At 53.6% G+C, this 25,627-nt stretch carries 31 protein-coding genes and 5 tRNA genes; 20 read left to right on the top strand and 16 right to left on the bottom strand.

Annotated features, from left to right (window positions below):
* Positions 1 to 69 precede the first annotated feature (69 nt).
* On the bottom strand, positions 70 to 1,533 hold the full coding sequence (guaB, locus tag JC616_RS17685) for an IMP dehydrogenase (protein ID WP_107798476.1): 1,464 nt from the start codon (positions 1,531 to 1,533) through the stop codon (positions 70 to 72).
* A gap of 160 nt (positions 1,534 to 1,693) precedes the next feature.
* Here guaB and JC616_RS17680 point away from each other — a divergent pair, with 160 nt between their 5' ends.
* The 9 genes from JC616_RS17680 (at position 1,694) to JC616_RS17640 (ending at position 6,568) form a co-directional block, all read left to right on the top strand.
* A complete protein-coding gene (locus JC616_RS17680; RefSeq protein WP_158274239.1) occupies positions 1,694 to 2,128 on the top strand; it encodes a DUF4124 domain-containing protein in 435 nt (144 codons plus the stop codon).
* Entirely contained in the window at positions 2,129 to 3,934 is a 1,806-nt protein-coding gene (gene uvrC / locus JC616_RS17675) for an excinuclease ABC subunit UvrC (protein WP_107798478.1), read from the top strand.
* A 112-nt stretch (positions 3,935 to 4,046) separates the two neighbouring features.
* Positions 4,047 to 4,628 (top strand): CDP-diacylglycerol--glycerol-3-phosphate 3-phosphatidyltransferase, encoded by a 582-nt coding sequence (gene pgsA / locus JC616_RS17670; protein ID WP_107798479.1) that lies wholly within the window; start codon positions 4,047 to 4,049, stop codon positions 4,626 to 4,628.
* A gap of 98 nt (positions 4,629 to 4,726) precedes the next feature.
* Positions 4,727 to 4,802: transfer RNA gene (locus tag JC616_RS17665), tRNA-Gly, on the top strand.
* A gap of 26 nt (positions 4,803 to 4,828) precedes the next feature.
* Positions 4,829 to 4,904, top strand: a tRNA-Gly gene (locus tag JC616_RS17660).
* A 26-nt stretch (positions 4,905 to 4,930) separates the two neighbouring features.
* A tRNA-Gly gene (locus JC616_RS17655) sits at positions 4,931 to 5,006 on the top strand.
* Between the two features lie 31 nt (positions 5,007 to 5,037).
* Positions 5,038 to 5,113, top strand: a tRNA-Gly gene (locus JC616_RS17650).
* A gap of 40 nt (positions 5,114 to 5,153) precedes the next feature.
* Positions 5,154 to 5,227, top strand: a tRNA-Cys gene (locus JC616_RS17645).
* Positions 5,228 to 5,392: 165 nt separating this feature from the next.
* A complete protein-coding gene (locus tag JC616_RS17640; RefSeq protein ID WP_227104554.1) occupies positions 5,393 to 6,568 on the top strand; it encodes a site-specific integrase in 1,176 nt (391 codons plus the stop codon).
* 61 nt (positions 6,569 to 6,629) lie between these two features.
* Here the strand turns inward: JC616_RS17640 and JC616_RS17635 are convergent, their stop codons facing one another.
* The 9 genes from JC616_RS17635 to JC616_RS17595 form a co-directional block, all read right to left on the bottom strand.
* The gene (locus tag JC616_RS17635; protein ID WP_227104552.1) at positions 6,630 to 7,235 is read right to left on the bottom strand and encodes a hypothetical protein; all 606 of its coding nucleotides are present in this window, start codon (positions 7,233 to 7,235) and stop codon (positions 6,630 to 6,632) included.
* 197 nt (positions 7,236 to 7,432) lie between these two features.
* A complete protein-coding gene (locus JC616_RS17630) occupies positions 7,433 to 7,774 on the bottom strand; it encodes a helix-turn-helix domain-containing protein (protein WP_227104550.1) in 342 nt (113 codons plus the stop codon).
* 105 nt (positions 7,775 to 7,879) lie between these two features.
* Positions 7,880 to 8,239, bottom strand: coding sequence for a hypothetical protein (locus tag JC616_RS17625; RefSeq protein WP_227104548.1), 360 nt, complete (start codon positions 8,237 to 8,239; stop codon positions 7,880 to 7,882).
* 237 nt (positions 8,240 to 8,476) lie between these two features.
* Complete coding sequence (locus JC616_RS17620; protein ID WP_227104546.1) at positions 8,477 to 10,735, bottom strand: replication endonuclease; 2,259 nt, start codon at positions 10,733 to 10,735, stop codon at positions 8,477 to 8,479.
* Entirely contained in the window at positions 10,732 to 11,109 is a 378-nt protein-coding gene (locus tag JC616_RS17615; RefSeq protein WP_227104544.1) for a hypothetical protein, read from the bottom strand. The genes JC616_RS17620 and JC616_RS17615 overlap by 4 nt, the downstream gene beginning before the upstream one ends.
* 10 nt (positions 11,110 to 11,119) lie before the next feature.
* Positions 11,120 to 11,266, bottom strand: coding sequence for a hypothetical protein (locus tag JC616_RS17610; protein WP_227104542.1), 147 nt, complete (start codon positions 11,264 to 11,266; stop codon positions 11,120 to 11,122).
* Positions 11,267 to 11,354: 88 nt separating this feature from the next.
* On the bottom strand, positions 11,355 to 11,579 hold the full coding sequence (locus tag JC616_RS17605; protein WP_019102738.1) for an ogr/Delta-like zinc finger family protein: 225 nt from the start codon (positions 11,577 to 11,579) through the stop codon (positions 11,355 to 11,357).
* Positions 11,580 to 11,581: 2 nt separating this feature from the next.
* Positions 11,582 to 12,028 (bottom strand): YmfL family putative regulatory protein, encoded by a 447-nt coding sequence (locus JC616_RS17600; protein ID WP_227104540.1) that lies wholly within the window; start codon positions 12,026 to 12,028, stop codon positions 11,582 to 11,584.
* A 61-nt stretch (positions 12,029 to 12,089) separates the two neighbouring features.
* Positions 12,090 to 12,305: a hypothetical protein gene (locus JC616_RS17595; protein ID WP_227104538.1), complete on the bottom strand. Its 216-nt coding sequence runs from the start codon at positions 12,303 to 12,305 to the stop codon at positions 12,090 to 12,092.
* A gap of 125 nt (positions 12,306 to 12,430) precedes the next feature.
* Here JC616_RS17595 and JC616_RS17590 point away from each other — a divergent pair, with 125 nt between their 5' ends.
* The 3 genes from JC616_RS17590 to JC616_RS17580 all read left to right on the top strand — a co-directional run bounded on the left by JC616_RS17590 (position 12,431) and on the right by JC616_RS17580 (position 14,491).
* The gene (locus tag JC616_RS17590) at positions 12,431 to 12,748 is read left to right on the top strand and encodes a helix-turn-helix domain-containing protein (protein WP_227104537.1); all 318 of its coding nucleotides are present in this window, start codon (positions 12,431 to 12,433) and stop codon (positions 12,746 to 12,748) included.
* Between the two features lie 138 nt (positions 12,749 to 12,886).
* Positions 12,887 to 13,366 (top strand): OB-fold putative lipoprotein, encoded by a 480-nt coding sequence (locus JC616_RS17585; protein WP_227104536.1) that lies wholly within the window; start codon positions 12,887 to 12,889, stop codon positions 13,364 to 13,366.
* Positions 13,367 to 13,426: 60 nt separating this feature from the next.
* Entirely contained in the window at positions 13,427 to 14,491 is a 1,065-nt protein-coding gene (locus tag JC616_RS17580) for a hypothetical protein (RefSeq protein ID WP_227104535.1), read from the top strand.
* 190 nt (positions 14,492 to 14,681) lie between these two features.
* Here the strand turns inward: JC616_RS17580 and JC616_RS24615 are convergent, their stop codons facing one another.
* Positions 14,682 to 14,996, bottom strand: a complete 315-nt coding sequence (locus JC616_RS24615) for a 4-fold beta flower protein (RefSeq protein WP_404990254.1) — start codon at positions 14,994 to 14,996, stop codon at positions 14,682 to 14,684.
* A gap of 118 nt (positions 14,997 to 15,114) precedes the next feature.
* Positions 15,115 to 15,420, bottom strand: a complete 306-nt coding sequence (locus JC616_RS17575) for a hypothetical protein (protein ID WP_227104534.1) — start codon at positions 15,418 to 15,420, stop codon at positions 15,115 to 15,117.
* 737 nt (positions 15,421 to 16,157) lie between these two features.
* On the opposite strand from JC616_RS17575, the gene JC616_RS17570 reads away from it, so the two are divergent.
* From JC616_RS17570 to JC616_RS17540, 7 genes are all read left to right on the top strand, one after another.
* Complete coding sequence (locus JC616_RS17570; protein WP_227104533.1) at positions 16,158 to 17,057, top strand: WYL domain-containing protein; 900 nt, start codon at positions 16,158 to 16,160, stop codon at positions 17,055 to 17,057.
* Between the two features lie 62 nt (positions 17,058 to 17,119).
* On the top strand, positions 17,120 to 18,400 hold the full coding sequence (locus JC616_RS17565) for a hypothetical protein (protein ID WP_227104532.1): 1,281 nt from the start codon (positions 17,120 to 17,122) through the stop codon (positions 18,398 to 18,400).
* 311 nt (positions 18,401 to 18,711) lie between these two features.
* Positions 18,712 to 19,590, top strand: a complete 879-nt coding sequence (locus JC616_RS17560; RefSeq protein WP_227104530.1) for a DUF6731 family protein — start codon at positions 18,712 to 18,714, stop codon at positions 19,588 to 19,590.
* Between the two features lie 2 nt (positions 19,591 to 19,592).
* Complete coding sequence (locus tag JC616_RS17555; protein ID WP_227104528.1) at positions 19,593 to 20,009, top strand: hypothetical protein; 417 nt, start codon at positions 19,593 to 19,595, stop codon at positions 20,007 to 20,009.
* A 751-nt stretch (positions 20,010 to 20,760) separates the two neighbouring features.
* Positions 20,761 to 21,141, top strand: coding sequence for a hypothetical protein (locus JC616_RS17550; protein WP_227104527.1), 381 nt, complete (start codon positions 20,761 to 20,763; stop codon positions 21,139 to 21,141).
* Positions 21,128 to 21,580: a helix-turn-helix domain-containing protein gene (locus tag JC616_RS17545; protein WP_227104525.1), complete on the top strand. Its 453-nt coding sequence runs from the start codon at positions 21,128 to 21,130 to the stop codon at positions 21,578 to 21,580. Before JC616_RS17550 ends, JC616_RS17545 begins: the two co-directional genes overlap by 14 nt.
* A complete protein-coding gene (locus JC616_RS17540; RefSeq protein ID WP_227104523.1) occupies positions 21,555 to 22,052 on the top strand; it encodes a protein-export chaperone SecB in 498 nt (165 codons plus the stop codon). The genes JC616_RS17545 and JC616_RS17540 overlap by 26 nt, the downstream gene beginning before the upstream one ends.
* A 113-nt stretch (positions 22,053 to 22,165) precedes the next feature.
* Here the strand turns inward: JC616_RS17540 and JC616_RS17535 are convergent, their stop codons facing one another.
* The 4 genes from JC616_RS17535 to JC616_RS17520 form a co-directional block, all read right to left on the bottom strand.
* Complete coding sequence (locus JC616_RS17535; protein WP_227104521.1) at positions 22,166 to 22,639, bottom strand: hypothetical protein; 474 nt, start codon at positions 22,637 to 22,639, stop codon at positions 22,166 to 22,168.
* Between the two features lie 603 nt (positions 22,640 to 23,242).
* On the bottom strand, positions 23,243 to 24,145 hold the full coding sequence (locus JC616_RS17530; RefSeq protein ID WP_227104519.1) for a DUF4238 domain-containing protein: 903 nt from the start codon (positions 24,143 to 24,145) through the stop codon (positions 23,243 to 23,245).
* A gap of 140 nt (positions 24,146 to 24,285) precedes the next feature.
* On the bottom strand, positions 24,286 to 24,702 hold the full coding sequence (locus JC616_RS17525) for a helix-turn-helix domain-containing protein (RefSeq protein WP_227104518.1): 417 nt from the start codon (positions 24,700 to 24,702) through the stop codon (positions 24,286 to 24,288).
* Positions 24,699 to 24,986 (bottom strand): type II toxin-antitoxin system HigB family toxin, encoded by a 288-nt coding sequence (locus JC616_RS17520; protein ID WP_227104517.1) that lies wholly within the window; start codon positions 24,984 to 24,986, stop codon positions 24,699 to 24,701. The genes JC616_RS17525 and JC616_RS17520 overlap by 4 nt, the downstream gene beginning before the upstream one ends.
* Before the next feature lie 237 nt (positions 24,987 to 25,223).
* Between JC616_RS17520 and JC616_RS17515 the strand changes: the two genes are divergently transcribed.
* A complete protein-coding gene (locus JC616_RS17515; protein WP_227104516.1) occupies positions 25,224 to 25,613 on the top strand; it encodes a hypothetical protein in 390 nt (129 codons plus the stop codon).
* The last annotated feature ends 14 nt before the right edge of the window (positions 25,614 to 25,627 follow it).

Raw genomic sequence — 25,627 nt, 5'->3', positions numbered from 1 at the left:
TCAGCCATGAAAAAACCCGCGCCGTTTGGCGCGGGTTTTGCCGTAAAGGATGCCTGACGACGTCGGGTCTTAACGGGATACGTGGTAGTTCGGCGCTTCCTTGGTGATCTGCACGTCGTGGACGTGGGATTCCTGGATGCCGGCGGAAGTGATTTCCACGAACTCCGCTTTGGCGTGCATGTCGGCGATGGTGGCGCAACCGAGGTAGCCCATCGAAGAACGTAGGCCGCCCACCAACTGGTGGATCACCTGGCCGATGGAACCCTTGTACGGCACGCGGCCTTCGATGCCTTCCGGCACCAGTTTTTCCACATTGCCTTCGTTGTCCTGGAAGTAGCGGTCGGACGAGCCCTGGCTCATCGCGCCCAAGCTGCCCATGCCGCGGTAGGACTTGTAGGAACGGCCCTGGAACAGCTCGACTTCGCCCGGGGCTTCCTCGGTGCCGGCGAACATGCCGCCCAGCATCACGCAATTGCCGCCGGCGGCCAGCGCCTTGGAAATGTCGCCGGAGAAACGGATGCCGCCGTCGGCGATCATCGGCACGCCGGTGCCCTTCAGCGCTTCGGACACATTGTGGATGGCGGTCAGCTGCGGCACGCCCACGCCGGCTACGATGCGGGTGGTGCAGATGGAGCCGGGGCCGATGCCGACCTTGACGCCGTCGGCGCCGGCGTCAACCAGCGCCATCGCGGCGGCGGCGGTGGCGATGTTGCCGCCGATCACGTCCACTTCCGGGAAATTCTTCTTGACCCAGCGCACGCGCTCGATCACGCCCTGGCTGTGGCCGTGGGCGGTGTCGACCACGATCACGTCCACGCCGGCCTTCACCAGCGCGATCACGCGCTCTTCGGTGTCGCCGCCGGTGCCGACCGCGGCGCCTACGCGCAGACGGCCCTGGTTGTCCTTATTGGCGTTGGGGTGTTCGCTGGTCTTGATGATGTCTTTGACGGTGATCAGACCCTTCAACTCCCAGGCGTCGTTGATCACCAGCACGCGCTCCAGGCGGTGGGTGTGCATCAGCTCGCGGGCTTCGTCGATGCTGGCGCCTTCCTTGACGGTGATCAGGCGCTCGCGCGGGGTCATGATGGAGCCGACGCTCTGGTCCAGACGGGTCTCGAAGCGCAGGTCGCGGTTGGTGACGATGCCGACCACTTTGCCGTCTTCGATCACCGGCAGACCGGAAATCTTGTGATGGCGGGTCAGCAGCACCAGATCGCGCACCAGCATGTCCGGGGCGATGGTGATGGGATCCTTGACCACGCCGCTTTCATGGCGTTTCACCTTGGACACTTCGCTGGCCTGTTTCGCGGGGTCCATGTTTTTGTGCACGATGCCGATGCCGCCTTCTTGAGCCATGGCGATGGCGAGACGGGCTTCGGTCACCGTGTCCATGGCGGCGGACACCAGGGGCAGGTTCAGGGTGATGTTGCGGGTAAGCTTGGTGGAGAGAACTACGTCGCGCGGCAGAACTTCAGAATGGGCCGGGACGAGGAGAACGTCGTCGAAAGTATAGGCTTTCTCGATGATACGCATCTTGGCGTTTCCTTTGCGGCAAAGCGGCATTATACCGAGGCATTGTCGCTATTGCAAAAAAAGGGGCTTTCCGCCCGCAACCCTGTTACCTTTTTGCTCGCAGGCCGCGCAGGCCTTACAATTTGAGTATCTGCAGCGCATTCGGGTCAGGGAGTCGATGATGAAGTCAACCTTAGTATGGACCTTTTTGCTGGCTTTGCTGGGCTCCTCCGCCGCCAGCGCGGAAGTCTATGTATGGAAGGACGAGGCCGGAAAAACCGTGTATTCGGACCAGCCGCCGGCCAGCGTCAACGCCCGCCGCATGAATACGCGCGCGCCGGCGCCGGCATCGGCTCCGGCCAAGGAAAGCAAGAAAGCGTCGGGCAAGGACGCCGGCGGGGAAAACGCCAAGATCGCGGCGGAAAACGCCAAGATCGTGGAGGCCAACGCCAAGATCCGCGAGCAGAATTGCCAGAACGCGCGCAATCAGCTGGCCTCGGTGCAGACCAATAGCCGCATCCGCATGCCGGGTTCCAATGCGCTGGCCACCGACGCCCAGCGCAACGAGCTGATTACCCAGGCGCAGGCCAATGTGCAAACCTGGTGCGGAAAATAAGTGACGAAACCGGTTTTTGACTACAAGGCGGTACTGGCTTCCCTGCCCAATCTGCCCGGCGTGTATCGAATGCTCGACGCGTCGGGCAGCGTGCTTTATGTCGGCAAAGCGATAGACCTGAAACGGCGGGTCAGTTCCTACTTTCAGAAAAACGACCAGTCGCCGCGCATCCAGTTGATGGTGCGCCAGATCGCCAGCATCGAGACCACGGTCACGCGTTCCGAGGCGGAAGCGCTGATTCTGGAAAACAATCTGATCAAGGCGCTGACGCCGCGTTACAACATCCTGTTCCGCGACGACAAGTCCTATCCCTATCTGATGCTGAGCGGTCACGCCTTCCCGCAAATGGCCTATTACCGCGGCGACCCCAAGCGGCCGCACCAGTACTTCGGCCCCTATCCCAACGGCTACGCGGTGCGCGAGAGCATCCAGATCCTGCAAAAGGTGTTCCGGCTGCGCACTTGCGAGGACGCGGTGTTCGCCAATCGCTCCCGTCCTTGTCTGCTGTATCAGATCAAGCGTTGTTCCGGCCCCTGCGTCGACCATATCTCCAAGGACGATTACGCGCGCGACGTGGCCAGCGCGGTGGCCTTCCTGCAAGGCCGTCAGAGCGAGCTGATCGACGGCCTGACCCAGCGCATGATGACGGCGGCCGAGGCGATGGAGTTCGAACAGGCGGCGGAACTGCGCGACCAGATCCAGGCGCTAGCGCGGGTGCAAGAGAAGCAGTTCGTGTCCAGCAACTCCAGCCAGCAGGATTGCGACGTGGTGGCCGCGGTGCAGCAGGAGGGCATGCTTTGCGTCAATCTGGTGATGATACGCGGCGGCCGGCATCTGGGAGACAAGAGCTTTTTCCCGGTCAGCGGGGAGGAGGGGGAACTGGCGGACAGCCTGGAAGCCTTCCTGGCCCAGCATTATCTGGGCGCGCCCCTGCCGCCGGCCATCATCATCAACGGCGAGATTTCCGAGACCCTGCGCCAGCATCTGGAGCGGCAGGCCGAGCGCAAGCTGGCCATCGCCAGCAATCCCATCGGCGAGCGGCGGGTGTGGCTGGAAATGGCGGAGAAGAACGCCGCGCTGGCCATCATGCAGCGGGCTAGCAGCAAGGCCACCCAAAACCAGCGGCTGGCCCAGCTCAACGAGGTGCTGGAACTGGAGGGCGCCGGTCGCTTCGAGTGCTTCGACATCAGTCACACCATGGGGGAGGCCACGGTGGCGTCCTGTGTGATCTACGACAAGGGCGCGATGCAGCCCGGCGAATACCGGCGCTACAATATCGAAACCGCCAAGCCCGGCGACGATTACGCGGCGATGCGCGAAGTGTTGTCACGTCGCTACGGCAAGCTGGCGGCGGGCGACGGCAAATTGCCGGACGCGGTGTTCATCGACGGCGGCAAGGGGCAGGTGGGCGTGGCTTTGGAAGTGTTCGCCGAAATCGGCCTGAACCTGCCCATCGTCGGCATCGCCAAGGGCGAGGAGCGCAAGCCGGGCCTGGAGACCTTGATCCTGCCTTATCTGGACAAGAGCCTGCAGCTGCGGCAGGACCATCCTGCGCTGCATCTGATCCAGACTGTGCGGGACGAAGCCCACCGCTTCGCCATCACCGGCCACCGCGCGCGGCGCGCCAAGGCGCGCACCGCGTCCACGCTGGAGGAGATTCCGGGCGTGGGCGCCAAGCGCCGGCAACAGCTGCTGATGCGCTTCGGCGGCCTGCGCGGCGTGACCGCCGCCAGCATGGACGACCTGGCCCAGGTGGACGGCATCAGCCGCACCCTGGCGGAGAAGATTTACAACGCGCTGCATTGATTGCCGGCGCGCCATCGTTTATACACTGTAACCATTGCCGTGCGTCCCGTTGTGGCTTGGGGCGGACGCGCAGTTTTTGACCGAGCCGCAAACAATAAGATTACTGACACCGATGCCCTTCAATTTGCCGATATTCCTAACCTGGCTCAGGGTTGCCCTGATCCCCATCTGCGTAGCGGTCTTCTTTTTGCCGGATTCCGTGCTGCTGCTGGAAAGCCGCAACCAGGTAGGCGCCGCCATCTTCGCCTTGGCGGCCATCACCGATTGGCTGGACGGCTATCTGGCGCGCAAGTTGGGTCAGACCTCGGCCTTCGGCGCTTTCCTGGATCCGGTGGCGGACAAGCTGATCGTCGCCGCGGCCTTGATCCTGCTGGTGCAGATGGGGCGCACCGAGGGCTGGATGGCGATGATCATCATCGGCCGGGAGATCGCCATCTCCGCGCTGCGGGAATGGATGGCGGAGATGGGCACCCGTAAAAGCGTGGCGGTGGCCTATATCGGCAAGTTGAAAACCGCGGCGCAAATGGTGGCGATTCTGTTGTTGCTGTATGCCGGCCCGCTGCTGCCGGGGGTTTCGACATTAATTTTGGGCAATGCCTTCATGGTGGTGGCGGTGATTTTGACTTTGTGGTCAATGGTTTATTACCTGAGGATGGCCGCCAAGGAGTTTTCCGGGAAAAAAATTGATGTTTGAAGTGTTGACAGTGACTGATAAATCCTTATAATTCGCATCTCTCAGCGCTGCTCCAGCAGCAGCGAAGAGAAAGCAGAAGTATTGCAGCAGTTTTGAATGCGGGAATAGCTCAGTTGGTAGAGCGCAACCTTGCCAAGGTTGAGGTCGCGAGTTCGAGCCTCGTTTCCCGCTCCAAATTCTCTGCAATAGCGTTATGCGACGCGGGAATAGCTCAGTTGGTAGAGCGCAACCTTGCCAAGGTTGAGGTCGCGAGTTCGAGCCTCGTTTCCCGCTCCAAAACTTCTGCAATAGCATTGTGCGACGCGGGAATAGCTCAGTTGGTAGAGCGCAACCTTGCCAAGGTTGAGGTCGCGAGTTCGAGCCTCGTTTCCCGCTCCAGCGCCCACATGCTTGTTGTTGCATCACCCCTGCGGGAATAGCTCAGTTGGTAGAGCGCAACCTTGCCAAGGTTGAGGTCGCGAGTTCGAGCCTCGTTTCCCGCTCCAAATTAAAATCATCAGCCATGGCTGGTGGTTCGCCGGCAACGGCGGGGTAGCAAAGTGGTTATGCAGCGGATTGCAAATCCGTCTACGCCGGTTCGATTCCGACCCCCGCCTCCAGTTAAAGCCCCGTAAGTCAAAGACTTGCGGGGCTTTTGCTTTGTCTGGCGCCAGCTGTCAACCACCGAAACCCTAGCTTTTACCCGTCCTTTTCGACCCTTAACCACTCGCTCAGAGCGGCGAACCACGCGTAGACTATAGTTTTTGCCGACTACGCGAGTTTGCATGGCCACAAAACGTCAGCGCCCCAGTGGTTCCTGGGAGTTCATCGTCCGCCGCAAAGGCGTACTGCCGCGCCCCGTGTCCCTCACCTTCGAACGAGAGGAGGAGGGCGACAATTACTGCGCCAGGCTGGAAGCACTGCTGGACCGCGGCATTGTTCCGCCTGAGCTCCTCAACGAGAAACCGGACATAGCGACTATCCGCGATGCGATCCGCGACTATCTGGTGCAGGTTGCCGTTGCGGAGTCCGACAAGCCCGTGCTGGCCACGCTAACCGGCAAGGTGGGCGAAATTGAGCTGCGCACGGTCAACTACTCATGGGCGGAAAGCTGGGTTCGCAGCATGAAGCAGGATGCAAAGCTCTCGCCTTCCACCATTCGTCACTATGTAGGATCGCTGGCCCGCTGTTTTGACCACCTTACCCGACGACCGAACAGCACATTTGTCACCAACCCGCTGCGGCTGCTGCCCAAGCGCTACGCCACCTACAACGACGCCGATGCCGCCGTGCTGCGCGCGACCGCGGAGGAGGGGAAGGCGGTACAGGTTCCCATTGATGAATGGCGGGACAGAAGGCTGGCGCCAGACGAAGAAAAGGCCGTGCGTGGCATCATGGATGGCCAGAAGCCAGAAGGCCGCCAGCGCGCCCTTGCATTGCGCTGGCAAGGGGCGATTGAGCTGCTGTTCGAACTGGCGATTGAAACCGGCATGCGCCTACGCGAGATGTACACCTTGACGCTGGATCAGATCGACACCGAACGCCGAACTATCTTTTTGGACAAGACCAAAAACGGAGACAAGCGGCAGGTGCCCTTGACGTCCATTGCGCTGGGGGCGCTGGCGCGATACCGACAGCAGGTAGACGTTGGCGAACGTGGGATGGGAGGCTGGCAGTTTGACGGTGGGCGTCTGCTTCCATGGTGGAATGGCAACGACAGCCCCATGGCATTAAAGCAGACCACCGCATTGCTCTCGCGGCAGTACGCGCGGATTTTTGAGGCGGCCGGCTGTACTGACTTTGGGTTCCATGACTTGAGGCACGAGGCAACTAGCCGCTTCTTTGAACGCACCCAGCTCTCCGATCTGCAAATTGCGAAAATCACTGGGCATAAAGATCCGCGCATGTTAGCGCGTTACGCTAATCTACGCGGGAGCGAGTTAGCAAATCAGTTGTGGTGAAAAATGCGTGATTTTATGTTGCATGTAATTAGGTTTTTTTGATTTTAAATGGATTTGCTTTTTATAGTTTTACAAGCCTATATTTTACGATGCAGCCTCCATTTTTGTTGTCCGTATCTAACCCGATTGTTATCGGGGAATTGAGTTTTGCTACAGATCCTAGGGTTGCTCCATGGCATTGGGAAGCATCTCCGTTGGGTTCCATGTAAACCTCCAAGCCATAGTTTTTATTTTTTTCAATTACGAATTTTTGATTGCACCCGCCTCGTCTGTTGTCCATGTCCAAGAAAATTGGCTGGCTTGTAGTTTGTCCATTTTTAGTTATAGGGATTATCGTGCTATCTGGGCCTCCGCATTGCTTTGGGTCACCTCCTTTGTCAGCAGTCCAGCTCAATGTTATCTGCATGTCGCCAAGAATTTCATCAGGATCTTCGATAGAAAAGCTTTGCATGCATCCGCCTGTTTTATTGTCGGTGTCAACAATAATTTGAGGGAGCCACTCTCCAAGAGCTGCACTGTGATGGCCTATGTTACCGCATTGAGTGGCATCGCCATTTGGAGAGACGTTGAAGTATTCATGTAAAATTGGTGGTTGAATTTTTTTTGCTTCTTCTGCGTTTGAAATGGTTGCGATTAATAAAAATATAATGGTGAGATGTGATTTCATTTAAGACTCCTTTGGGTTGGTGCTGTTTAAATATAAAGTCCTTTTTTTTATAGCATGTGTTTTTCTTAAAGAAATTAGGGTGAATACTTAGTTTTAATTGTGGAACTCTAATTGGTTACGGTATTGCTGAGAACCTAGCAGTGCTAGAGAGTCAACGCTGTTCGCCTAATTTCCTAGGAATGCTGATCAATAAAAAATCATGCTGCAGTTTCCAGCATGTCTAGATCCGGAGGTTTGCGAACTTGCTTCCCCCGCGTCCCCGCCGCCCGCGCCGCCGTCTTTACCCGCGCCGGCTTGAAGCCCTCGCCCATGACGCGGGAAGCTTCCGCCAGCGCCAGCCGTTCATTGGTCTGGCGGCGGACTTCATCGCGAATGTAGGTCAACACATCGTCGCGCAGAAATACCCAGGCCACACCCACTTTGCAGCCGGGTAGCGCGCCCTTGTCTGCCAGTTCCCTGGTCGTCTCCGTGCCGATGTTCATCAGGCCGGCGGCTTCATCGAGATTCAGCGTTTCTTTCATCATCTTTTCCTTCTTCATTCTTGTGGCGGCCATAGGCGAGCGGCCTTGCCGGCTTATCAGAGAACGGCGCATCCCAGTTGATTGGGCTGGCCGCTCGCCTATGGCCGCGGTTGCGGCCGGGGTTTAGATGGGCTCCACCACCAGCTCCAGGCTGGCGCGCTCGTTGTCCAGGATCTGGAAGCAGTTGCGGCCCTGGCTGTCGCGGCCGTTTTGCACAAGCTGGCGCTCAAGGGTGTTGCGCACCAGGGCGATGACGTTGCCTTGCAGCTGCAACAGGTCAATCGGCAGGCGCAGCACGATGAACGGGACAGCGCCCGGGCCAGCCTCGGCAGAGGCGTCCAGCTCGATGTCGCGCAGGCGCCGGGCGATGCGCTCGGCGCGGTCGATGTTGTGAAGCTGGCCGTTGACCGCGTCCAGCTCGGCGCGGAATTTGCCGGTTGCGGCTTGCACCAGGCGGGTGTAGAGATTGGTTTGCACGTTCATATCTGATTCATCCCCAAGAGTTGCCTGCATCGAGCCCACTTTGCGCGGGACTCCGCATACGCTTGCTGAAACCGCTGCAGTGTTTCGCCGTATCCACGCCCATCTATAAGCTGCAGGCACACGACACGCGCCATGGCGTTGCTAAGGCCCTCAACGTCTCTGGCTTCCTCGATCAGCAGGTTCGCCATTACATTCCTGTCCGGCCCATACACTTCTAGCTGCATGTTCCCTTCCTCCTCACTGGACCCGAGCGGTGAACTTCCGCGCGCGGTCGATTGCGTTGTTCAGCTGTCTGGCGATGGGCTTGCTGCTGCCGCCCTCGGCGCGCCAGCGTGCGCCTGGCCGTGGCGCGTCCTGGCTTTGCAGCAGGGCGGCCATGCGGATTTCGTTGAGGTGTTCCAGGCCGGCCGCCGGCGCCATGCGCTTGAAGCGCTTGCTCAGGCGCTGGCTGGTCAGGCGTAGCACGGTGTCGGCGCGCTTCTGCTCAGCCTGGCGCTGGGCTTGCTGCACCCAGCCGTCGGCGAACTTCATGAAATCGCTGATCTGCTGCTGGAACTGCCGCTGAGCGGCGCGGCCTCGCTGCTGGCGGGCGCGGTTTTCGGCCTTCGGCAGAAAGACGTCGTCTTCCGGCCGCGTGCTCATGTAGATGTCCATCTCCGCCGCCTCGGCCGCGATGCGCTGGGCATCGCCCGGCTGGGCCGGAATTGGGGTGAATTTCGTTTCCGTAGAGTTATTGACACGAGTCCAAGGGGCGCTTTCGCGCCCTAACACCTCAACCCCGCGCTTGATTTCCCAGGTGTGCATCCGAGTGACCGCCAGCTGCCCGCCGTCCACTTCCACCACCCCGAACAGCCGCTTTTGCCCCGGCTCGCCGTAACGGTTGGTCGACGCCGCGCTGTCCTTGGCCAGTCGCAGCGGCATGTGCTTGCGGCTGGCTTCGTGGCCGCCCATCACCTCAACGAAGCGGCCCCAATTTCCGGCGTCCGCCGCGGCGGCGGCGCGCATCAGCACATCCTCGGCGTCGGCGTAGTCGATGCGGCGCAGCTCGCGCCACACGCCCACCTGCTGGAATTGACGAATGCCCCAGGTACTGGCCCAGGCGTCCACGCGCTGAGCGGTGATCACCGCATCGGTGGCGTAGTCCTCGGCCAGCGTCACGCCGTCGTCGCCATCCGGCCGGCCGCCAACGGCTTCATAGTCCTGGCCGATGGAAAATCCATCCTGGCGGGCGCCGTCGATGTTTTTTGAAATGTATTTGGCGATGTAGCCGGCGGCCGTGCCGCGGCTCCAGTCGATGCGCTTGAAGTCGACGCGGGCCTTGATGGCCTTCCACACCCAGCGCGTGGCCTTGCCGGCCCAGAACGCTTTTTCCCAGCCGATGGCGTCCGCCAGCGCGGCCAGCGGTTCCTTGGCGCCGGCGGCCTTTTGCTTCCGCGCTATGGCCATGGCGTCGGCCTTCGTCAGCGCGTAGCGCAGACCCAACTCGCTGCGGTCTTCTCGCACCGCATGGCGCGCAACGATGCGGCGAAACTCGCGCACATGCTCCGGCTTCATGAAGAACAGGCCGTGATAGTGCGGCGTGCCGTCGTGGTGGGGCTCCGCCACCCGAAAGCCGAAAATCTTGATGTCGGCGCGCGCCAGGCTGGCGCCAATGCGTGACCACACCCCGCCCAGGTAATCCCGCGTATCCGTCGGCGTGCTGACGCCGTCGTAATGCGGATTGCGCTGGCCGCTGGCCGCCACCCGCGGGTGGAAACGGCTAGGGGCGGTCAGGGTGATGAACTCGCCTGCCAGCTCCAGGCCGATGGCGATATGCTCGAAACCGGCGATGCGGCACATCAGCTCGGCGCGGCGGATGCGTGGATTGCTCATGCCGGCGTCGGCCACGTCGGCCAGATTGAACTCCTCGCCCAGCTCATTGATGGCGGTCAGCGCTTCCAGCAGCGCGCGGTTGCGGCGCTTCTGCTCGCGCCGACGTGTCACCGCGTCGTGGCTGGCGTACAGCGCGTGGCGCTTGTGCACCAGGCCCAGCGCGATGGACAAGGCCTCGGCCTTGCGCGCGTTCACCTTGCGCAGGTTCCGGCGCCACCACAGCGAGCAGGCCAGGCGCAGCTTGATGCCGCCGTCGGTGTCCGCGTTCGGAAGCGCAATGCCGTGCTCGCTGCAGAAGCGTTCCAAGTCCTTCATGCTGGCGCCGTCGCGGTGCAGCGCCTCGGCCTGGCTGGCCTTGGCCTTGGCGTACTCCACCAGCTGGCTTTCGCTGGCGCCCAGCTCCAGCGCCTTGGCTGGGAAACGGCCCACCAGCTCGCGCAGGTAATTGTTCGCTTCCGCCTCGCGGCCATCGTCCAGCACGCCCTTGCGGCCGGTGATATTGCGATTGCGGCGGCGCAGCCAGTTGCCGCGCACCGCGCGCTGCAAGTGGCGCGGAAAGTGGCCGATCTTGGCCAGCGCCCAGCTGTCCGGCAGGTGGCTGAGTTCCGGCATCTTTGGCGTCATGCCGCTGCGTCCTGGCTGTGCGGCCGCGCTGCCGGCGCTTCCACGTCTACCGCACCGGCGGCCAGCCGCGCCGCGGCGTGTTCGCTCTCCGCCAGCAAGGTTTCCAGCTGATACCAAAGCTGCCCCATCTCCGCCATGCCCAGGCCCAGGCCGGCCAGCGGCAGGCGATGCAGCGCCGCCATGCGGACAATCTGCTCGCGCACGCCGGCCATCACCTTGAGCCCGTCTTGCATATCGGCGAGGGCCTCCAGCTGCGCCAGCGTCAGCACCTTGGACTGCAAGGCGCGCACCGACTGCAAATGCTGGACCGCGCGGCGGTCTTCCGTTTGGTCGGCCAGCCGCTGGCGGGCCTGTTGGAATGCGGCGTAGGACATGACGGCTTCCTCAGACGGGCAGGGTGAACTGGAGCACCACCAACAGCGCCAGCACCAGGCCGGCGGCGATGGCCTGGCCCTTGCCGGCCGGCTGGCGCAGCGGCGCGGTGTAGCAGCCGGTGCCGTTTTGGAAGCGGACATAACGCAGCTTTTTCATGGTGATCTCCAGTTTTTGGGCGTAAAAAGCCCCCTCGCGCCGCGCGGGTGCGATTTTTGCAAGGGGGAAACGGGGTTAAATCAGCTCGTCAGGCGAGGCCGGGCAGCTCCAGCTGCCTATCGTCAATCGGCGTTCTCAAGCCCAGGCGTGTGCGCTTATGCTCGATGGCGCAGGACTCGCTATAGGTTTTGAACGGCTTGCCGCAGTGCTCGTAATCGCCGCACTGGTAGTAGGTTTCCCTCACCGTTTCCGTCAGCATCCGGCTGGTGCGCGCGTAGGAGACAAAGCCGCAGTATTTGCACGGGTAAGCCATGCTCAGCTCCGGCAAAACAACTGAAAGGTCAGCTCGTTCATCTGCACCGTCTTGGCGCAGATATCGTGCTGGATGCGCTCCAGGCGGCGGCGCTCGCGGCCGTCCACCTCGCCGTCGCGGGTGGCCTCGCGCCACTCGCGCGCCAGCCGCGCCACGTCTTCCACCAGCTCCATGTACAGACTCTGGATTTCTTCGTTGTCCACCGGGCCCACGTCCGGCATGCGCACAAACACGCCGCCGCTGTCCATCGCCACCGCCTCGGCAAACAGCGTGGAGCCGTGGAAGGCCTGCATCTGCATCGCTTCATGCAGGCTGACTTCCTGGCCGCGGCGTTCGTAGACCCGGTTCTCCAGCGCGTCCTTGGTGATCCCCAGCGCGGCGGCCATCGCCGGCCAGCCGCCGGGCATGCCCTTGCACATCTGTTGGTAGCAATTTCTGAAGTTGTCCATCGGGTTTCACCAAAAATCTAGAGGTCTTGTGGTTTCCAGGCCGCGGCGGCTTGGCTACAGTTCAAGCATTGCCGGCGCGGCTGGCTTTCCAGGCGGCCAGGCCCAGCAGATAGATGTCGCGGGCCAGCTTGCTTTCGGAGTAACCGGTGTCGGCGATGGCCTGATCGAACTCGCTGCGTTCAGCTTGCAGCAGGCGCATCTGCACCGGCTTGACCTTGGAGGTGCCGCGCGGACCGTAAGCGCGGCGCGGGCGGGCTGTCTGTTCGGCGTTTTGCATGTGAGTTACCATCAACAAAGAATGTAAGTTACTGCGGATACTACTGCAATATTTTGTAGTTGACAATGCATTGACTGCAATATGTTTTTGTTGTGATTCACTTTGTACACTTGTGGGGAACACCTTTGGACATCGGCAAGCGCCTAAGAGAAGAGCGAGCAAGGCTAGAGTTGCTGCAGAATGATGTGGCTAAAGCTGCTGAAATTAGCTATGGCTCATATCTTGGATACGAAAAAGGAGATCGCCCGCCGAACGCTGAAGTGTTGGCAAAACTATATTCCATAGGGTTTGACATACTTTATATCGTTACTGGGCAACGTAATGAGTCCACACTCCCACAGCAGGCCCATGTCCTACTAAATCTATTCCAGCAGCTGGACCCGCGCGGCCAGCGCCTGGCCCTCGGGGTGATGCAGCAGATCCATCAAAACCTGTCCGAGTAGCGCGGACCCAAGCCCATGAAAGCAACGCCCGGCCCAGTGCCGGGCGTTGCGCATGTGATTTACACTATGCCCACATGATATGATAAAGGTCTGGCAGGTTTGATTTGATAATGACAACTATCGCTTAGGATGCACGCTATGAAAAAAGCCCTGAAATGGATTGGGATTGCCCTGGTGGCCTTGATCGCCATCGGCATTATCTTCGGAGAGAACAAGGGCAAGGCGCCGGCCACGGCCAGCCATGACGCCAGCGGCGCCCAACAGACGGCGCAGCAGGAGGTGCCCGCCGCCGTGCCGGCCAAGGAGCCAGCGATCAAGGTCAGCGCCAAGAAGTTATTCCAAGCTTACGACGATAACGAGGCCGCGGCGGATGACGAGTACAAGGGCAAGCTGCTGGAGGTGGAAGGCCGCATTGCCTCCATCGACAAAGACGCCTTCAACAACACGATAGTCTGGCTGCGCGCCAAGGACGATTTCAACCGTGTCATGGCAAAGCTGAGTGACGAGGAAGCCCCCAAGGCGAAAGCACTGAAGAAAGGGCAGACCGTGACGGTGTCCTGCCAGGGTAGCACCCGAATCATTGGCAACCCCACCTTGGAGCGTTGCGCGATCCTCTAAAACAATAGCCCCGCAATAGCGGGGCTTTTTGCTGGAGTCGACGCATGAAATGGGAGAATTATGCTGTTTTCACAAATGCCTGGGTATTTATATCCAACAATTGCCATCTATCCTTCCGCTTGGTATGAGAATGGTGGGATATGGATTATGTGGGCTTTAAAATTAACGCCTGATGGAACATTAAAATGGTATCGTCATTGCATAGATAAGGGCACAGGTAATGCTCATGCTCATGCTGATGCCTATGCCTCATTCGAAGAGGCCAATAAGGTTGCAAACGAGTTCAATAAGACTATCCGTGAAAGAGTCAATGTCTTAAATTTTGATGATGCGCAGAAGCTTTCTCTTTCTTTAAAAGCAGAGAAAGAGGTTGTTACCAAGGAACGGCTTGCACAAGAGGAACAGCTTATGCTAGCTGAGGCAATCAAGCGTAGTGCCGCTTTTCCAAGGCCAAGCATTGACAGTTTAGTTCTCCCCAAAAACGGTGAAAAGTATAGAGATGATCTATTCAAATGTTTGAGTGAATCGCCAAACGTTCATGTCGTTCAGCTTACAAGTCACCGTGTTTCGTTGGAACGCAAAGGTGAGTTTGATTGGTCGGCTGTGATCAATACTAATAGAAAAACGGGCAAGTATGCTTTCCGAGAAAGGGTTGCAAGCGGCTTTGGTCTGTCAGGAAGTGATCATTGGGGGGAAACTAAAGCAAAGATCCGTGATATGCTTTTACCCCGTGCAAATAAGCTGCTCAAAATTTCAAGTGTTCAAAGAATTCTTCATGACGCATTGGCGAAAGGTCTGCATGTTATTGTCTTTGGTGGCTTTGTGTTCTGGTATGAGCAAGGCAAAGATGTTGGGTGGACGGTCAAAACTCTAGGTAATGGTGGCATCAGTAAAGAAGGAGAAACCCTTTGGAAAGAGGGGAAGATCGTCTCAAAAAATCATGGCCGTATCGTTGTATTGCCTTACATAAAAGAGAATGGTGAGCTTGTCCAAGGCCATACAAAGAACTCCCCTAAAGATGGCAAAGCTTTACCTAGGCATCCTGATTATTACTTAGAGTTGCCATTTGAGGTTCTTGACGGTGACTTGATGATTGGTTTGTTTGGTGAACTGCCTTATGAATGATAAATATTAATGATGAAATGATGACGCGGAGCATTTACTTTGATGAGTCAGCCCACCACTGCTCAAGAGTGTCTTGAGAAGCCGGGGCGATTCACACATCCTCTTGAGGTCTAACGTTGAAGTGAGCGGCCCGCGCGGCTTTTTGCGCAGCTCCACTCGACTGCACGGTATCCTCCCCTTTGGTCTGCTACTACGGCGGCGAAGGGAATTCGTCCAGAGCATCGACCCACCCCAACTTTCCGATGCGAGCGATACGGTTCATTTTTCGGATTGGTTGAATCGGCTTTATTGGGGGTATGCGAGCTACTAGCTTAGACGAAGTGCTTCGGTTTGCCTTTCGGAGAATGTAGTTTTCTTCATATGTCTCGCCAAGAAATGAACCGTCTGCCCGCCACACGCGGCCGTCTTCCGTAATCCAGCCAAGATAGTCTGCTACTGCATTGAACAGTCGGCCTCGCTTTACGAAACCGAAGTATTCACCGTTCCAACGATAGATTGCAGTCAAGTTAAAGCTCCTTCGGTCGCTGAGGTCCAACTTCAAAGTTCAGGCGCGGCCGTAGGCCTTCGCCTGCAACGATAGGATAGGCTGACTTGAATCGTATTGAAACGATATCTGTACAAAACTACCTAGCCCCGTTTTGCTCCATAGCTTGCTCATAGGTAAGCCCTGGTTTGATAGCAGTGAAACCATTGTGGCCTCCGTCAATGACGAAGCACAGGTCTCTGACAGTCGCTTCTGGGTAGCCTGTTTTGGCTGCGATTTGATAGTAAAGATAGACCTGAATCGGCTCTGATTGATTGCGAAGAAGTTCATTGATGTAAGACTCCAACTCGGCAGCAATACGATTTTGTTCTGCTGCTTTCTGGCGCTTTTTCGGGTCAGCGCCTCGATAATTTGAGCGCTTGACATGTATAGGATGAGTTACCATTGCTCGCTCTGCTCGCTGTAGTGGAAGTGATTTCTACAAGGTTAACGTAAAGTGGACCGCGTAAATGATGGAATATTTTGGGGCATGGCGGAACTCCTTGTCAGGCGAACTGGCCAAGGTGGAGTGATACAGGCATCGGTTCTCAGCAATGTCAATGTCTTTCTCGCCCTTTGTGGATAAACAAAAAACGGCAAAAGCGTCGTAGCACTTTATCTCACAAACACAACTGCCCACCCTCCTTGCTGCCGATCCCATTATGCAGGTGGCAAGAGAACAAGTGAAGATTACGAACCGGATTGATGCGTTTCCCAACGAACGGTGGCTATGTGGAAGCAACTTAGTAGGCTGTCGGCAGATAGGAGCCCCCTGAGCACGGCCCCAGACCCCACTCTCGCCGCGAGGCAACTGTGCCACTTCAGTCTTCCTGTACCTTGTGGATGTCTCATGCGAAGCCGACCCCGAACACTCAGCCAACCCAAGAAGTCGGTCAGGTAATTAATGATGTGGCCGGCGTCTTGTGGAGAACGCGGCACGCAGCTCAGGGCGCAGGGGTGATGCAGCAGATCCACCAGAGTCTTTCCGAGTTGCGTAGGCTCAAGCTCGAAAACACAACGCCCGGCCTAGTGCCGGGCGTTGTGTTTGTGATTTACATCATGTCAACGTGCTATGCTTTTGGGTTGTAATGAGTGTTGCGACAATGTATTGCGACATATAGCACCTTTGACATTGAGGCTCTCATGTCCCTTATCTTCTTCCTTTCCGCCATTTTTAGCATGGCTGCCTTTTGGTATGCGGCAGCAAAAGAACATGCCTCAAAAGGCCGCAGCGGGTTGACCAGGCATTGGTTAGCGGGAATCACCGCTTTCATTATCGGCACCCTCCAAGCCATGCTGTTTGCCGCCGATGCCTGGTACTGGAATGCCGCGGGCTTCCTGATCGTTCTTGGCGCTGCCGGGAGCCTCATGGAGGCCAAGAAACCGAAGACCTCAAGCCCTCCGACTGCCAAGGCGCCTCCCCGGCAGCCTAAACCGGTCAGCACTTCATTTTCTGGCGACGTGTGCTTGAATAGCGCGCTGGAAGAGCTGCGCGAGATGTGTCGCGAAATGGCGGAAGACGGGGTGATGGAGGAGGGGGAAGTCCGCATGCTGGCGGGCTGGTTGGATCTGCACCCCTGGGTGGCGAGGGGCGGCCCGGTCAAACTCATGGCCGACTATATCCGAGAGGTGTTGGCCGATGGCGAAGTCTCCGTCATGGAAGGCATGGATGTACTGGAACTGGCCGAGGCTGTGGCCTATGGCAAAAGCATCGCCGATATGCGCGGTTGGACGGCCCTGACACCACCAACCGATACCAGCCCGCCCAAGGTCAAGCGCCGCTCCAAGACCCCCAGCCGACATCGCATCACCGGAAACCAGCTGGACACCATCCGTTTCGCCTATCGCAACGCCAGCGGTGAGTACTCCGAACGCCGCGTTGTGGTGCGGGTGGTCGATGAAGAGTATTTCCAGGGGCACTGCCTGACACGGCAGTCAAAGCGCACCTTTCGCTTGGACCGGGTTCAGGGTTATGTGACGTCTGAGGAGTCCGGCGAGGTGGCCAACCCATTCGATTGGGCGCAGGGGGTAAAGTATCAATAATTATCTAATTGATATTTTTGTTTTTATCTAGAGTGGGTTTTCATGATTTGGGTGAGGTTTTGATGAACGTTAATGATTTGATTTCGACTTTGAAAAATATTAGAGAGGCGCTTAATAAGTTACCTAATGATAAAGTGAGTGATCAGCATGGATATAATGCACCACCTATTGATCGCAGTGATATTTCATATTCTTTTTATGTTCTGATTGATTTGCTTGAGTCCGTTGATCTTTCTACAGTAGAGGATGTTGACTCTCAAAGGGATTATATTGATGACTTAACCGAAAAGGCCAAAGTGTTGTTGAGCTCACATGTGCCGAATCTCTTTTCGTCGCCACATTCCTCCGTCGCTCTTATGAGCTTTGTTTTTGCCGCAGAACACCAAATTGCCAGTCTAATTAATTCTGATCAATTGAAAGGTGTTTTGGTGCTGCCTACAAATCTAAGGCGCCACGTCCTGAGTGCACAGGACCGTTTAAATAAAGCCGTTGGAGAGATAAATGAAATTAAGAATAAAGTACTGAAAATTAATTCTGCATATGATGCTGCGTTAAATTTGCCTACAACAATGTCCGATTTGGAGGCCGCTGTTGCTGATATTGCATCTTCGAAAAATGAAGTTGAGGCAAAGAAGGGACAAATTGATAGCGCGGTTCACGCTGCAGAGAAAAGCTCTTTGCTCATTGCTGAGAAAGAGTCTCAAGCTTCTATTTTGATGGAAAATTTAAATGCTGCATATGTTGCAGCAACCTCTCAGAGTCTTGCCTCATCTTTTTCTAAGCGTGCAAAAAGCCTGAGCTATTCTGTTTGGGCGTGGACGATTATTCTAACCGCTGCATTATTTGTTGCTGGTTACGTGACGTTTTATCGTTTTCCTGAAATGAAGGTTCTTATTGAGTCTGATCCGACTTGGAGGCGAGTTGCCATTAGTGCGACCCTGAGTTTTTCCCAGTTAGCTGCGCCTATTTGGCTTGCGGTTGTAGCAACCAAACAGATTGCATTTAAATTTAGGTTGGCTGAAGACTATGCATATAAAGCATCGCTTGCGGCTGCGTACCAAGGCTATAAGCACGAAGCTAATGTTCTTGACCCTATGCTGGGAGCTCAGCTTTTTTCAATCGCTTTAAATAGGCTTGATGAAATTCCTTTAAGGTTGGTCGAAAAGGATGTCCATGGAACTCCCCTTATGGAGCTCATTAAATCTCAGGAATTTAAGGATGCAGTAGGTGTCGTTCCAAGTTTAGGTGAACGTTTGCATAATATTTTAAAACGAGTGGGTGCTGAAAAAAAGGTGCCGCCAGTTAAATCAGAGAAAGTTGATCCGGTGGACACGTCGTCTTGATTGAAGTGGAGTACCCGAGCACAGGATGGACAATGCCTGGAATCGTTTGTGGTACCGCTTACTAATAAGGTGTTAGATGTGATCAATGTGTGGAAATGCCGAGAGCCTCAAGCCATCTCTCAGGATGGCGACTCAGTGGGTCGACTTGATAAACTCTGTGCATAGACAGGTAAGTGGTTGGTCTATGATGCTGAGTTTGCTGATTAGAAGGCGCACATCTTGAGTGCGGTTTAGAATAATTAAGTATGTCTTATGTGTAGTGATTTTTTAAATTTGATTTGTGTTTTTGTTTAAATAATATGAGGTAATATATGGCAGGATCGATGATGGTTCATTTGTATAAGGTGCAAGCTGGAGTTGGCTCTATACCTTTAGTCGATCAGTTGAGGTTGATAAATGCGGTCCCGCTTGAAGATAGAAGTAGAGAGGTTTCAAAGCAGCTGATTAGACTGGAGTTTGCAGATGAAGTAGATGGTGCTTGGTTGATGGATTTTGGAAAAATTCGCTTTAATAGTGGCCCTGGAAAGGCAAGTGTTACTTCTCCTATTGTTGGGTTTGATATGGAGGATGATGAAGGTTTTGGAGAAGAAACTGCTGCTTTGTATAATCCTGCTCTAGGTTATATTGCTGTTCAATATAATCATATTGGAGTGAGGCATGGAACGATGGCCGAATATTTGTCAACATTTGATCTCAATGTATTTAATGGTTATCAGTTTGCAATTTGTTTTGATCCCGATGTTGAAGGCAAGCTGGCCGCTAAGGAGTTTTTCAGGAAGCTGCATTTTTCTATGAATTTTGGGAAGATGTCTCCTGAGCATCGAGCTGCGGGGCTGGCTCTTCGTGATGTTATTGCGTTAGAAAATACATTTAATGCTGGCTCAATTGAAGTTATTGTAAGGATGCCTCGTGGTGGCGATGGGTTGAGCTTGGTCGCGGTTAGAGATGCGATTAATTATATGCGTGGTATTAGAGATGATGAAAACAAATCTATTCCGAAGTTACAGGTTTTTGCTGGAAATGATGCAGATGCTAGTGCTGAAGTTTTAGATTTGGTTAGCCAAAGAATTGTTGCTGAATATGGTGAGCCTGATCTAGTACTTGGGCAAGATAAACGCTATACTAGAGAATCTAGGTTTAATGTGCTGATTCGTGCTATGCGCGGTTGGCAGCGATTTATGGAGAGATAGTCATGTCACTTGCTTGGGAGAGATTTTATCCGTTCGTGCTCTCCTTTGTTTTGACGGCTGTGTATTGGCGTTATCCTTTACCTTTCCCTGATGATGTGAAAGATTTGTTGTCAGCATCTTTGAGTTTTGGCGCAATTACAGCTGGTTTTATCGCAACGGCTATTGCTATTTTGATGGCATTGCCAAATGACTCTATTATGGCAAGTATTAAGAGTAGTGGTTTTGTCGAGGATTTAATTCGGTATCTGAGACAGGCATTTTACTCTTCACTGTTGTTTTCATTGTTCTGTTTAGTGTCTTTTTTGTTTTTAAAAGATTTTAAATTATGCTTGCGTGTTTTTTGGGTTTTCTCTGCGTCAATGACTTTTTTGACATTGCATCAAGTGGCTAATCTGATGCTTACGATTCTGAGAAAGTAATAGCATGTGAAGCAAAAAAGCCCCGCTATGCGGGGCTTTTTCGTATTTCAGGGGTGTTCAATGATATTTCTAGCGCTGCTTGCATTTGCTTTGCTATTAATCGTGGCACAAGCCATAGCAGCATTGCTATTGTGTACGAATGTCAGACCAGATGACTCACAGACGAGTAAAGTGTTAGACGCACAGCAGGTCACGATCATGCTGAAGCGGTCATAGTCTGGACGAGCGGCTGGCCGCTCTGGGCATCACGGTCGAGCAGGATCGCTTTGGCAAGGTGACGCTGGAAGAGGTGTGTAGCAGCAATGGCCGCTTGAAAGTGGGGGACGTTTTTTACCAGCTCACCACCAGCGCCCCAGGCGATAGTGTGACGCGGCAATGTCCGATCTCCAGCTTGTTCTCATTGGTCAAACGTGGCGGAAAGTGGTTGCCACAGGAGAGGACTGGGAATTTTTTGCTGAATCATCAATGCGCCCCGTTGAGGGGTGGGTAGGGGACTTTACGTTAGATCTGCTCGTAAGCAGAGGGCGGTGAAGGTAATGGCTACAAGCCTGTTCGGCCCCTTTTCAATGAGTGCCCCTTCATGTTGTCTTTGGGTATGCGAACGTCAATTCCTTTTGGGTGGCGAAGGCTGTTGGTGTACACTTTATGCGGTTTGGGTGGGTCTGGCGGTCAGTGCTACTGCAGATCTTGTTGGTGACAGGTGTCATCTCGGACAAAACTCTGTACTAGGGTTAACATATAAGTTAACATCGTGGCGAAAGTATTCTACACTGGCAGTAGGTATGTCATTGTCTTCACTGATCGTGCGGTTGAAACGTTTGATCAACTGAAAGATCAATCACCCTCTCACAAGAAGGCTCTGGTTCATTGGACGGAGAGAGTGAGAAGGTTTGCAGATGGTGTTGATCTGCACGCTCCTGATCAGATCAATCAGGAGGGAGGTGGTTTCTTTGCGATCAAATCGAACAGCATGTCTCTAAGAGCTTACAGCTGGTTCTGCGCTGAGAAGCGTAAGAACATTGTTATCAGCCACTTTATCGCTAAGAAAACAAAGAAACTTAGCAAGGCTGATAAAGATATTATGAATCTTGAAAAACGTAACTATACAGGGGTCGAAGATGGAACTGCTTGACGAGTGGTTTGCAAATGATCCTGAGGCTCAAAACCTCGCACGACAAGAGAGTCTTATTATTTCTGTGACCGAAGAGATTTGGGCGGAAATGAATAGGCAGAATATGAGCAAAACAACTCTTGCAGAAAAGCTTGGAGTCACAAAGCCTCGTGTAAGTTCTATGCTGAATGGCGGAGCAAATTTGACTATCAGGAAATTGGCAGATATTGCTCATGCTCTTGATAAAAAATTTGTTGTTAACTTGGTTGATGCTGAGCAGAGATGCATGCCTATGGTTGAGCCTACTATCTTGGGTGGAAGTGTTATGAAAAATTTCATTACTACTCCGAGTAATGGCTCTCTTGGATTTATGAGCACTCGATTAGCAGTTAGAGTTTGTAACTCTGATTCTGTTGTTGAGGATGGTGAAGAAAATGCAGCAAAGCCCATTGCAGCTTGAGCGCTATCATTTTAATTTAGGATACGTTCGGGCGAGAACTGATGTTGAGTCATCGCACTCTTGTAATGCTGACTCGCTAATTGGAGTAGAAATTTCTGAGCAGCTTTCTTGGAGTAGTGTAGAAAATCGAGATGGTAAAAGTTATGTGCACTTAAAACTTTATATTGCTCTTGAGAATAAAAATGAAAATAAAGCTCCTTACGATGTGGCGGTTGAAGTAGAGGGCGAGTTTAGAATAGCTCCTCCGTTTATGAAGAAGGACGACTGGGAAAAGATCTTCATTGTTAATGGTGCCTCAATGCTTTACACTGTTATTCGAGAGTATTTGCTTTCATTTACGGCGAGAGCAGTGTATGGGCCTTTGATGTTGCCAACAATGAATTTTTTGGATTACATGGATAAAATTACCGAGGCAAAAGAAAAATCGCAAGCTCAGCAGGAAGCAGAAAAAAAAGACGTTCATGCCAAATGAATTGTTCCGTGTGATGTTGTGTGACTCCAATCTATAGCTTTAACTGGATACTCCTCCAAAAAAGGCCTCTCAAATTGAGAGGCCTTTTTACTTGCAGGAAAACCTCAGGTAACTTAATTCGGTGTCCCGCTTGGAATAATTACATCACCATCTTCGTTGAAATTATTCAATGTGTTTGCAATAAATCCAAGCAGCCATTCGCACTCATTGGGGCTAAGTATTAATGTTGCCTTGTCATCCGATTTTCCTAGTCCAATAGTTATTTCCATATTGTGATTTGCGCGGACATGCCCATGAATCTGATTGATAATTGCGGATACTGGCAAATTAGTGATTTCATCTTGACTGATAATCGGTGACTCTGATCTGATCGTGTTTTCTATGGAGTCTGGATTGCACGGAGCATTTACTTGTTGAATATAGTCATGGTACTCAGCAAGGGCCTCCATTAGCCGTGTCATATGTGGCTTTGCCCAGGCGGTCAATAATTCGCTCTGATCTTTAAATCTGAATTTCAAGAGGAGTGCACCAAATTTACCACCCATTAGGCTTACTCCAACAGCAAAGCTGATTATTTCCCTGTTCATCGCTAGTTCCTTATGTAAATAGAGCGTCCATTTTAGTTCCTTGTCATTTTTTGGTCTATGTGAAAAATGATTGGAGGAGCTCGACGAGCACACTTGGTTATACATTTGCTACGGATGAGGCGGGCTCCTCTACGGCTTCATAACTTCCAGCATGTTAAGAACTTTGGGGACGAGGCGTCCGGTCGTGAGATGACCCTGTATGGTGAAGTCATGTGCGTCAACTTCACCCCACCCACCGCCAGCTGCTTGATCATTTCGGCCTTGATGTTGCGGGTCTCGCGTGGAAGCCGGGCACATGGCAGGACTACCCGCGATGCGCGCCGCTATGGCCGGGCGGTGATGCGGTTCACCTGGCTGGCCGGGGGTGATGGTGCTGGGGTGGCTGCTACTGTGGCGCGGCTAGGGGGAGGCTAAGGTTTAAGCGGTCGTTTTCTCGGTTATGGTGATGACTATCAGTTGGACCACGACAGCACCCTTTACTTTTGTGTTGGGCTTTCCATCGCTCAATAATAGGGTATTTCAATACATTTGCTAGACTTCGTAAGTCAGTCAACTCGGCTTCATTAATATGAAACTTGACCTTGCTGTATGCTATTTTTGGAGTTAAATTTTTAATAGCTCACGCTCGTTTGAGTACAGCTGTTCATGCGAGTAATCTTTTATTATTTCGTTGTATGTTGAAACTTCTTTTTCGTCTAAATATATTGTTTCTCCTTCTGTTTCACAAACAGAAAACAGAATGGCAAGGGTTGGTGATAGGGGGTGAAAGTATGATGCTCCCCCGGTTTGTGGATTCCAGTCTTTTTGGATGGCCTGTAGGTTTATAAATGGACAGTCACTTGTTATGAATTTTGCATTGTGCATTGTTTCTATAAATGTAAATTTGTAAGAGGTGTCTAGTAGATAGCTACTGGTTGCGCTTGTGGCAAATACATGCCTTAAAATAGGCCAGCAGTTTTCTACTTTTACGTTGCCAAAGTTGCTCGGGATTTTTAATTGGCTGGTGATGTTGTCTCTCATTTTCTTTGTTCTGAAATGCCCGTTAAATATGTAATCTATCAATTTCCATCTGATTCCTGTTCCATGGGCAAATGGAGCTAGGTTTTTATTCCTGATGTTGTTAAGCGCAAACTGGTAGTCGTTTTCAAGTTCACTGTAAACGTCTTCTTCCCAGTTGTTAATGATTTTTCTGGCATCTTTTTTTGCCTCCTCGCTGCCAATTTTTTCTAATGCTATTGCTATTTTAATAATCGTATTGAATGAGTTTAACCACCCCATATTCGATTTTCGTGTCAATTTGTTTTTATTGAATTGAATCATGTGTGTTAAATATTTTATATCATCAGAACTTAATTGAAGAAGTTTGTAAAAGTCATTTTCCTGTGCAATATTTATTATGTTGGCCCCAAAAACGTCACCTTTAAATCTTTTACACCATAGCTTATCATCCTCTGCCCAAGCTCTTAGATAAGCCCTTGAGATGTAATGGTGCTTTCTTTTTATCACGTAGAAACCTCCTCAGAATTTCTGGTTGCTTTAGCCGGTAAAAGTTCTGTTGTTTGGCCAGGGTACTGCTGAATTATCTAAGCCGTGACACTCTAATAAAAATCCCCGCATGAAGCGGGGGTTCTGTCATATGGCGCCTATTAATCTATAAAGGTCGCCGGGCTGACGCCAAAGCGGGCCGCCAGTTGCTTGACCTGGCGCAGGTTCAGCTCGCGCTTGCCGGCCATCACTTCGGACACCACACCCTGGCTGCCAATCTCCGGCAGGTCGTTCTGGCGCAGGCCGTGTTCCTGCATCAGATGGCGCAGCGCATCCAGGCCGGTGGCGTCCGGTAGCGGGTGATTGCGGTTTTCGTAGTCGTGGACCAAGTCCCCGACCAGCTCGCTCAAATCCCACAGCGGGTGTTGATCATCGCCCTGGGTGCTGTCCCACAGCGCGTCCAGCAGCTCGCTCATGCGGTCGTAGTGGTCGGCATCGCGGATGGGGCGGATGTCGGTGGCCTGGCTGAAGGCCCGCCAGGCGGGCAGCAGGCTGGCGGCGTCGATACGGGCGTTCATGATTTCCAGTCTCCTTTGTCATACTGGCCATGCGTCAGCACGGCCTTCACATACACTACTTGTCGAGGGAACTGCACAAAGGCGATCAGCCGGAACTTGTTGCCCCCGATATTGAACACCATCAGCTCCCCCACCTTGTCCATGCTGTTGAAGGCTTGCTTCATTGCGGCATAGTTGGCGAACGCGTTCTTTTCTATGACGCGGCGCCAGCCTTGCAGCGGCTGTTCCGCGTCCGGGTGAGCCTGGGCGAAGTCGCGCAAGGCGCGGTTGCTGATCAGTTTCATGAGTCTACTGTATCTCAAAATGAGATATTGTCAAGCAACGGCAAGCGAAAAAGGGTGGTCTTGCGCTTTACTCAGCGCGGTTTGCTTGGGCGCGGCTTTGTCCCGAATGGGATGGGGAGGGGGTTGTGTAGCCACCCAAAATGACAGGAAATGTCATTTGATTTATTTGTGTTGGATGCTCATAGTTTTGTAAGCAAAAACTGAAGTCGTGAGTTTATTTAAATACTAAAAGGAAGAATGGTGAAAATAAAATATGATGATAGATTTTTGCAAAACCATTCGGCGCAAGGAGTGGCGGATGACGCCACGGCAATAAATATTCATATTATGAGAAATGCTAATGGAAGATATCAGCAATACAATACAGTTTTTTTTGAGGTGAAAGACGAGTTTAAGAAGCACCTAGAAACCTATGCGTGGGATTTTGTTGACAATAAAACCTATGAGGCAAGATTTACGGTTGGGGAAGATGTGAGTTGTGTAACAACTAGGGCTAGAAAAGTTAATAATATAATTCAGCCTCCGGTGGTGGCAGAATCTGGTGTTATATACATTTTTGCACTTGTGGAAATAAAAGGTGGCTCCGTAACATATTTTCCATATCATGTGTCTACTTCTCCGAAGTGAGATGCTGAAATAGC

The sequence above is a fragment of the Chromobacterium rhizoryzae genome (assembly GCF_020544465.1).
Classification (GTDB): Bacteria; Pseudomonadota; Gammaproteobacteria; order Burkholderiales; family Chromobacteriaceae; genus Chromobacterium.
This window is presented reverse-complemented; position numbering and strand designations above follow the sequence as displayed.

What these genes read in the sequence shown, in the direction of transcription:
- JC616_RS17625 (WP_227104548.1), bottom strand. Translation starts at nt 8,239, where the DNA reads ATGAACGTGCAAACCAATCTCTACACCCGCCTGGTGCAAGCCGCAACC.
- JC616_RS17525 (WP_227104518.1), bottom strand. Translation starts at nt 24,702, where the DNA reads ATGAACGCCCGTATCGACGCCGCCAGCCTGCTGCCCGCCTGGCGGGCC.
- JC616_RS17580 (WP_227104535.1), top strand. Translation starts at nt 13,427, where the DNA reads ATGCTGTTTTCACAAATGCCTGGGTATTTATATCCAACAATTGCCATC.
- JC616_RS17600 (WP_227104540.1), bottom strand. Translation starts at nt 12,028, where the DNA reads ATGGACAACTTCAGAAATTGCTACCAACAGATGTGCAAGGGCATGCCC.
- JC616_RS17545 (WP_227104525.1), top strand. Translation starts at nt 21,128, where the DNA reads ATGGAACTGCTTGACGAGTGGTTTGCAAATGATCCTGAGGCTCAAAAC.
- JC616_RS17640 (WP_227104554.1), top strand. Translation starts at nt 5,393, where the DNA reads ATGGCCACAAAACGTCAGCGCCCCAGTGGTTCCTGGGAGTTCATCGTC.
- JC616_RS17630 (WP_227104550.1), bottom strand. Translation starts at nt 7,774, where the DNA reads ATGAAGAAGGAAAAGATGATGAAAGAAACGCTGAATCTCGATGAAGCC.
- JC616_RS17620 (WP_227104546.1), bottom strand. Translation starts at nt 10,735, where the DNA reads ATGACGCCAAAGATGCCGGAACTCAGCCACCTGCCGGACAGCTGGGCG.
- JC616_RS17615 (WP_227104544.1), bottom strand. Translation starts at nt 11,109, where the DNA reads ATGTCCTACGCCGCATTCCAACAGGCCCGCCAGCGGCTGGCCGACCAA.
- JC616_RS17605 (WP_019102738.1), bottom strand. Translation starts at nt 11,579, where the DNA reads ATGGCTTACCCGTGCAAATACTGCGGCTTTGTCTCCTACGCGCGCACC.
- JC616_RS17535 (WP_227104521.1), bottom strand. Translation starts at nt 22,639, where the DNA reads ATGAACAGGGAAATAATCAGCTTTGCTGTTGGAGTAAGCCTAATGGGT.
- JC616_RS17680 (WP_158274239.1), top strand. Translation starts at nt 1,694, where the DNA reads ATGAAGTCAACCTTAGTATGGACCTTTTTGCTGGCTTTGCTGGGCTCC.
- JC616_RS17635 (WP_227104552.1), bottom strand. Translation starts at nt 7,235, where the DNA reads ATGAAATCACATCTCACCATTATATTTTTATTAATCGCAACCATTTCA.
- JC616_RS17585 (WP_227104536.1), top strand. Translation starts at nt 12,887, where the DNA reads ATGAAAAAAGCCCTGAAATGGATTGGGATTGCCCTGGTGGCCTTGATC.
- JC616_RS17565 (WP_227104532.1), top strand. Translation starts at nt 17,120, where the DNA reads ATGAACGTTAATGATTTGATTTCGACTTTGAAAAATATTAGAGAGGCG.
- JC616_RS17610 (WP_227104542.1), bottom strand. Translation starts at nt 11,266, where the DNA reads ATGAAAAAGCTGCGTTATGTCCGCTTCCAAAACGGCACCGGCTGCTAC.
- guaB (WP_107798476.1), bottom strand. Translation starts at nt 1,533, where the DNA reads ATGCGTATCATCGAGAAAGCCTATACTTTCGACGACGTTCTCCTCGTC.
- JC616_RS17515 (WP_227104516.1), top strand. Translation starts at nt 25,224, where the DNA reads ATGGTGAAAATAAAATATGATGATAGATTTTTGCAAAACCATTCGGCG.
- pgsA (WP_107798479.1), top strand. Translation starts at nt 4,047, where the DNA reads ATGCCCTTCAATTTGCCGATATTCCTAACCTGGCTCAGGGTTGCCCTG.
- JC616_RS17595 (WP_227104538.1), bottom strand. Translation starts at nt 12,305, where the DNA reads ATGCAAAACGCCGAACAGACAGCCCGCCCGCGCCGCGCTTACGGTCCG.
- JC616_RS17560 (WP_227104530.1), top strand. Translation starts at nt 18,712, where the DNA reads ATGGCAGGATCGATGATGGTTCATTTGTATAAGGTGCAAGCTGGAGTT.
- JC616_RS17570 (WP_227104533.1), top strand. Translation starts at nt 16,158, where the DNA reads ATGTCCCTTATCTTCTTCCTTTCCGCCATTTTTAGCATGGCTGCCTTT.
- JC616_RS17575 (WP_227104534.1), bottom strand. Translation starts at nt 15,420, where the DNA reads ATGGTAACTCATCCTATACATGTCAAGCGCTCAAATTATCGAGGCGCT.
- JC616_RS17540 (WP_227104523.1), top strand. Translation starts at nt 21,555, where the DNA reads ATGCAGCAAAGCCCATTGCAGCTTGAGCGCTATCATTTTAATTTAGGA.
- JC616_RS17555 (WP_227104528.1), top strand. Translation starts at nt 19,593, where the DNA reads ATGTCACTTGCTTGGGAGAGATTTTATCCGTTCGTGCTCTCCTTTGTT.
- JC616_RS17520 (WP_227104517.1), bottom strand. Translation starts at nt 24,986, where the DNA reads ATGAAACTGATCAGCAACCGCGCCTTGCGCGACTTCGCCCAGGCTCAC.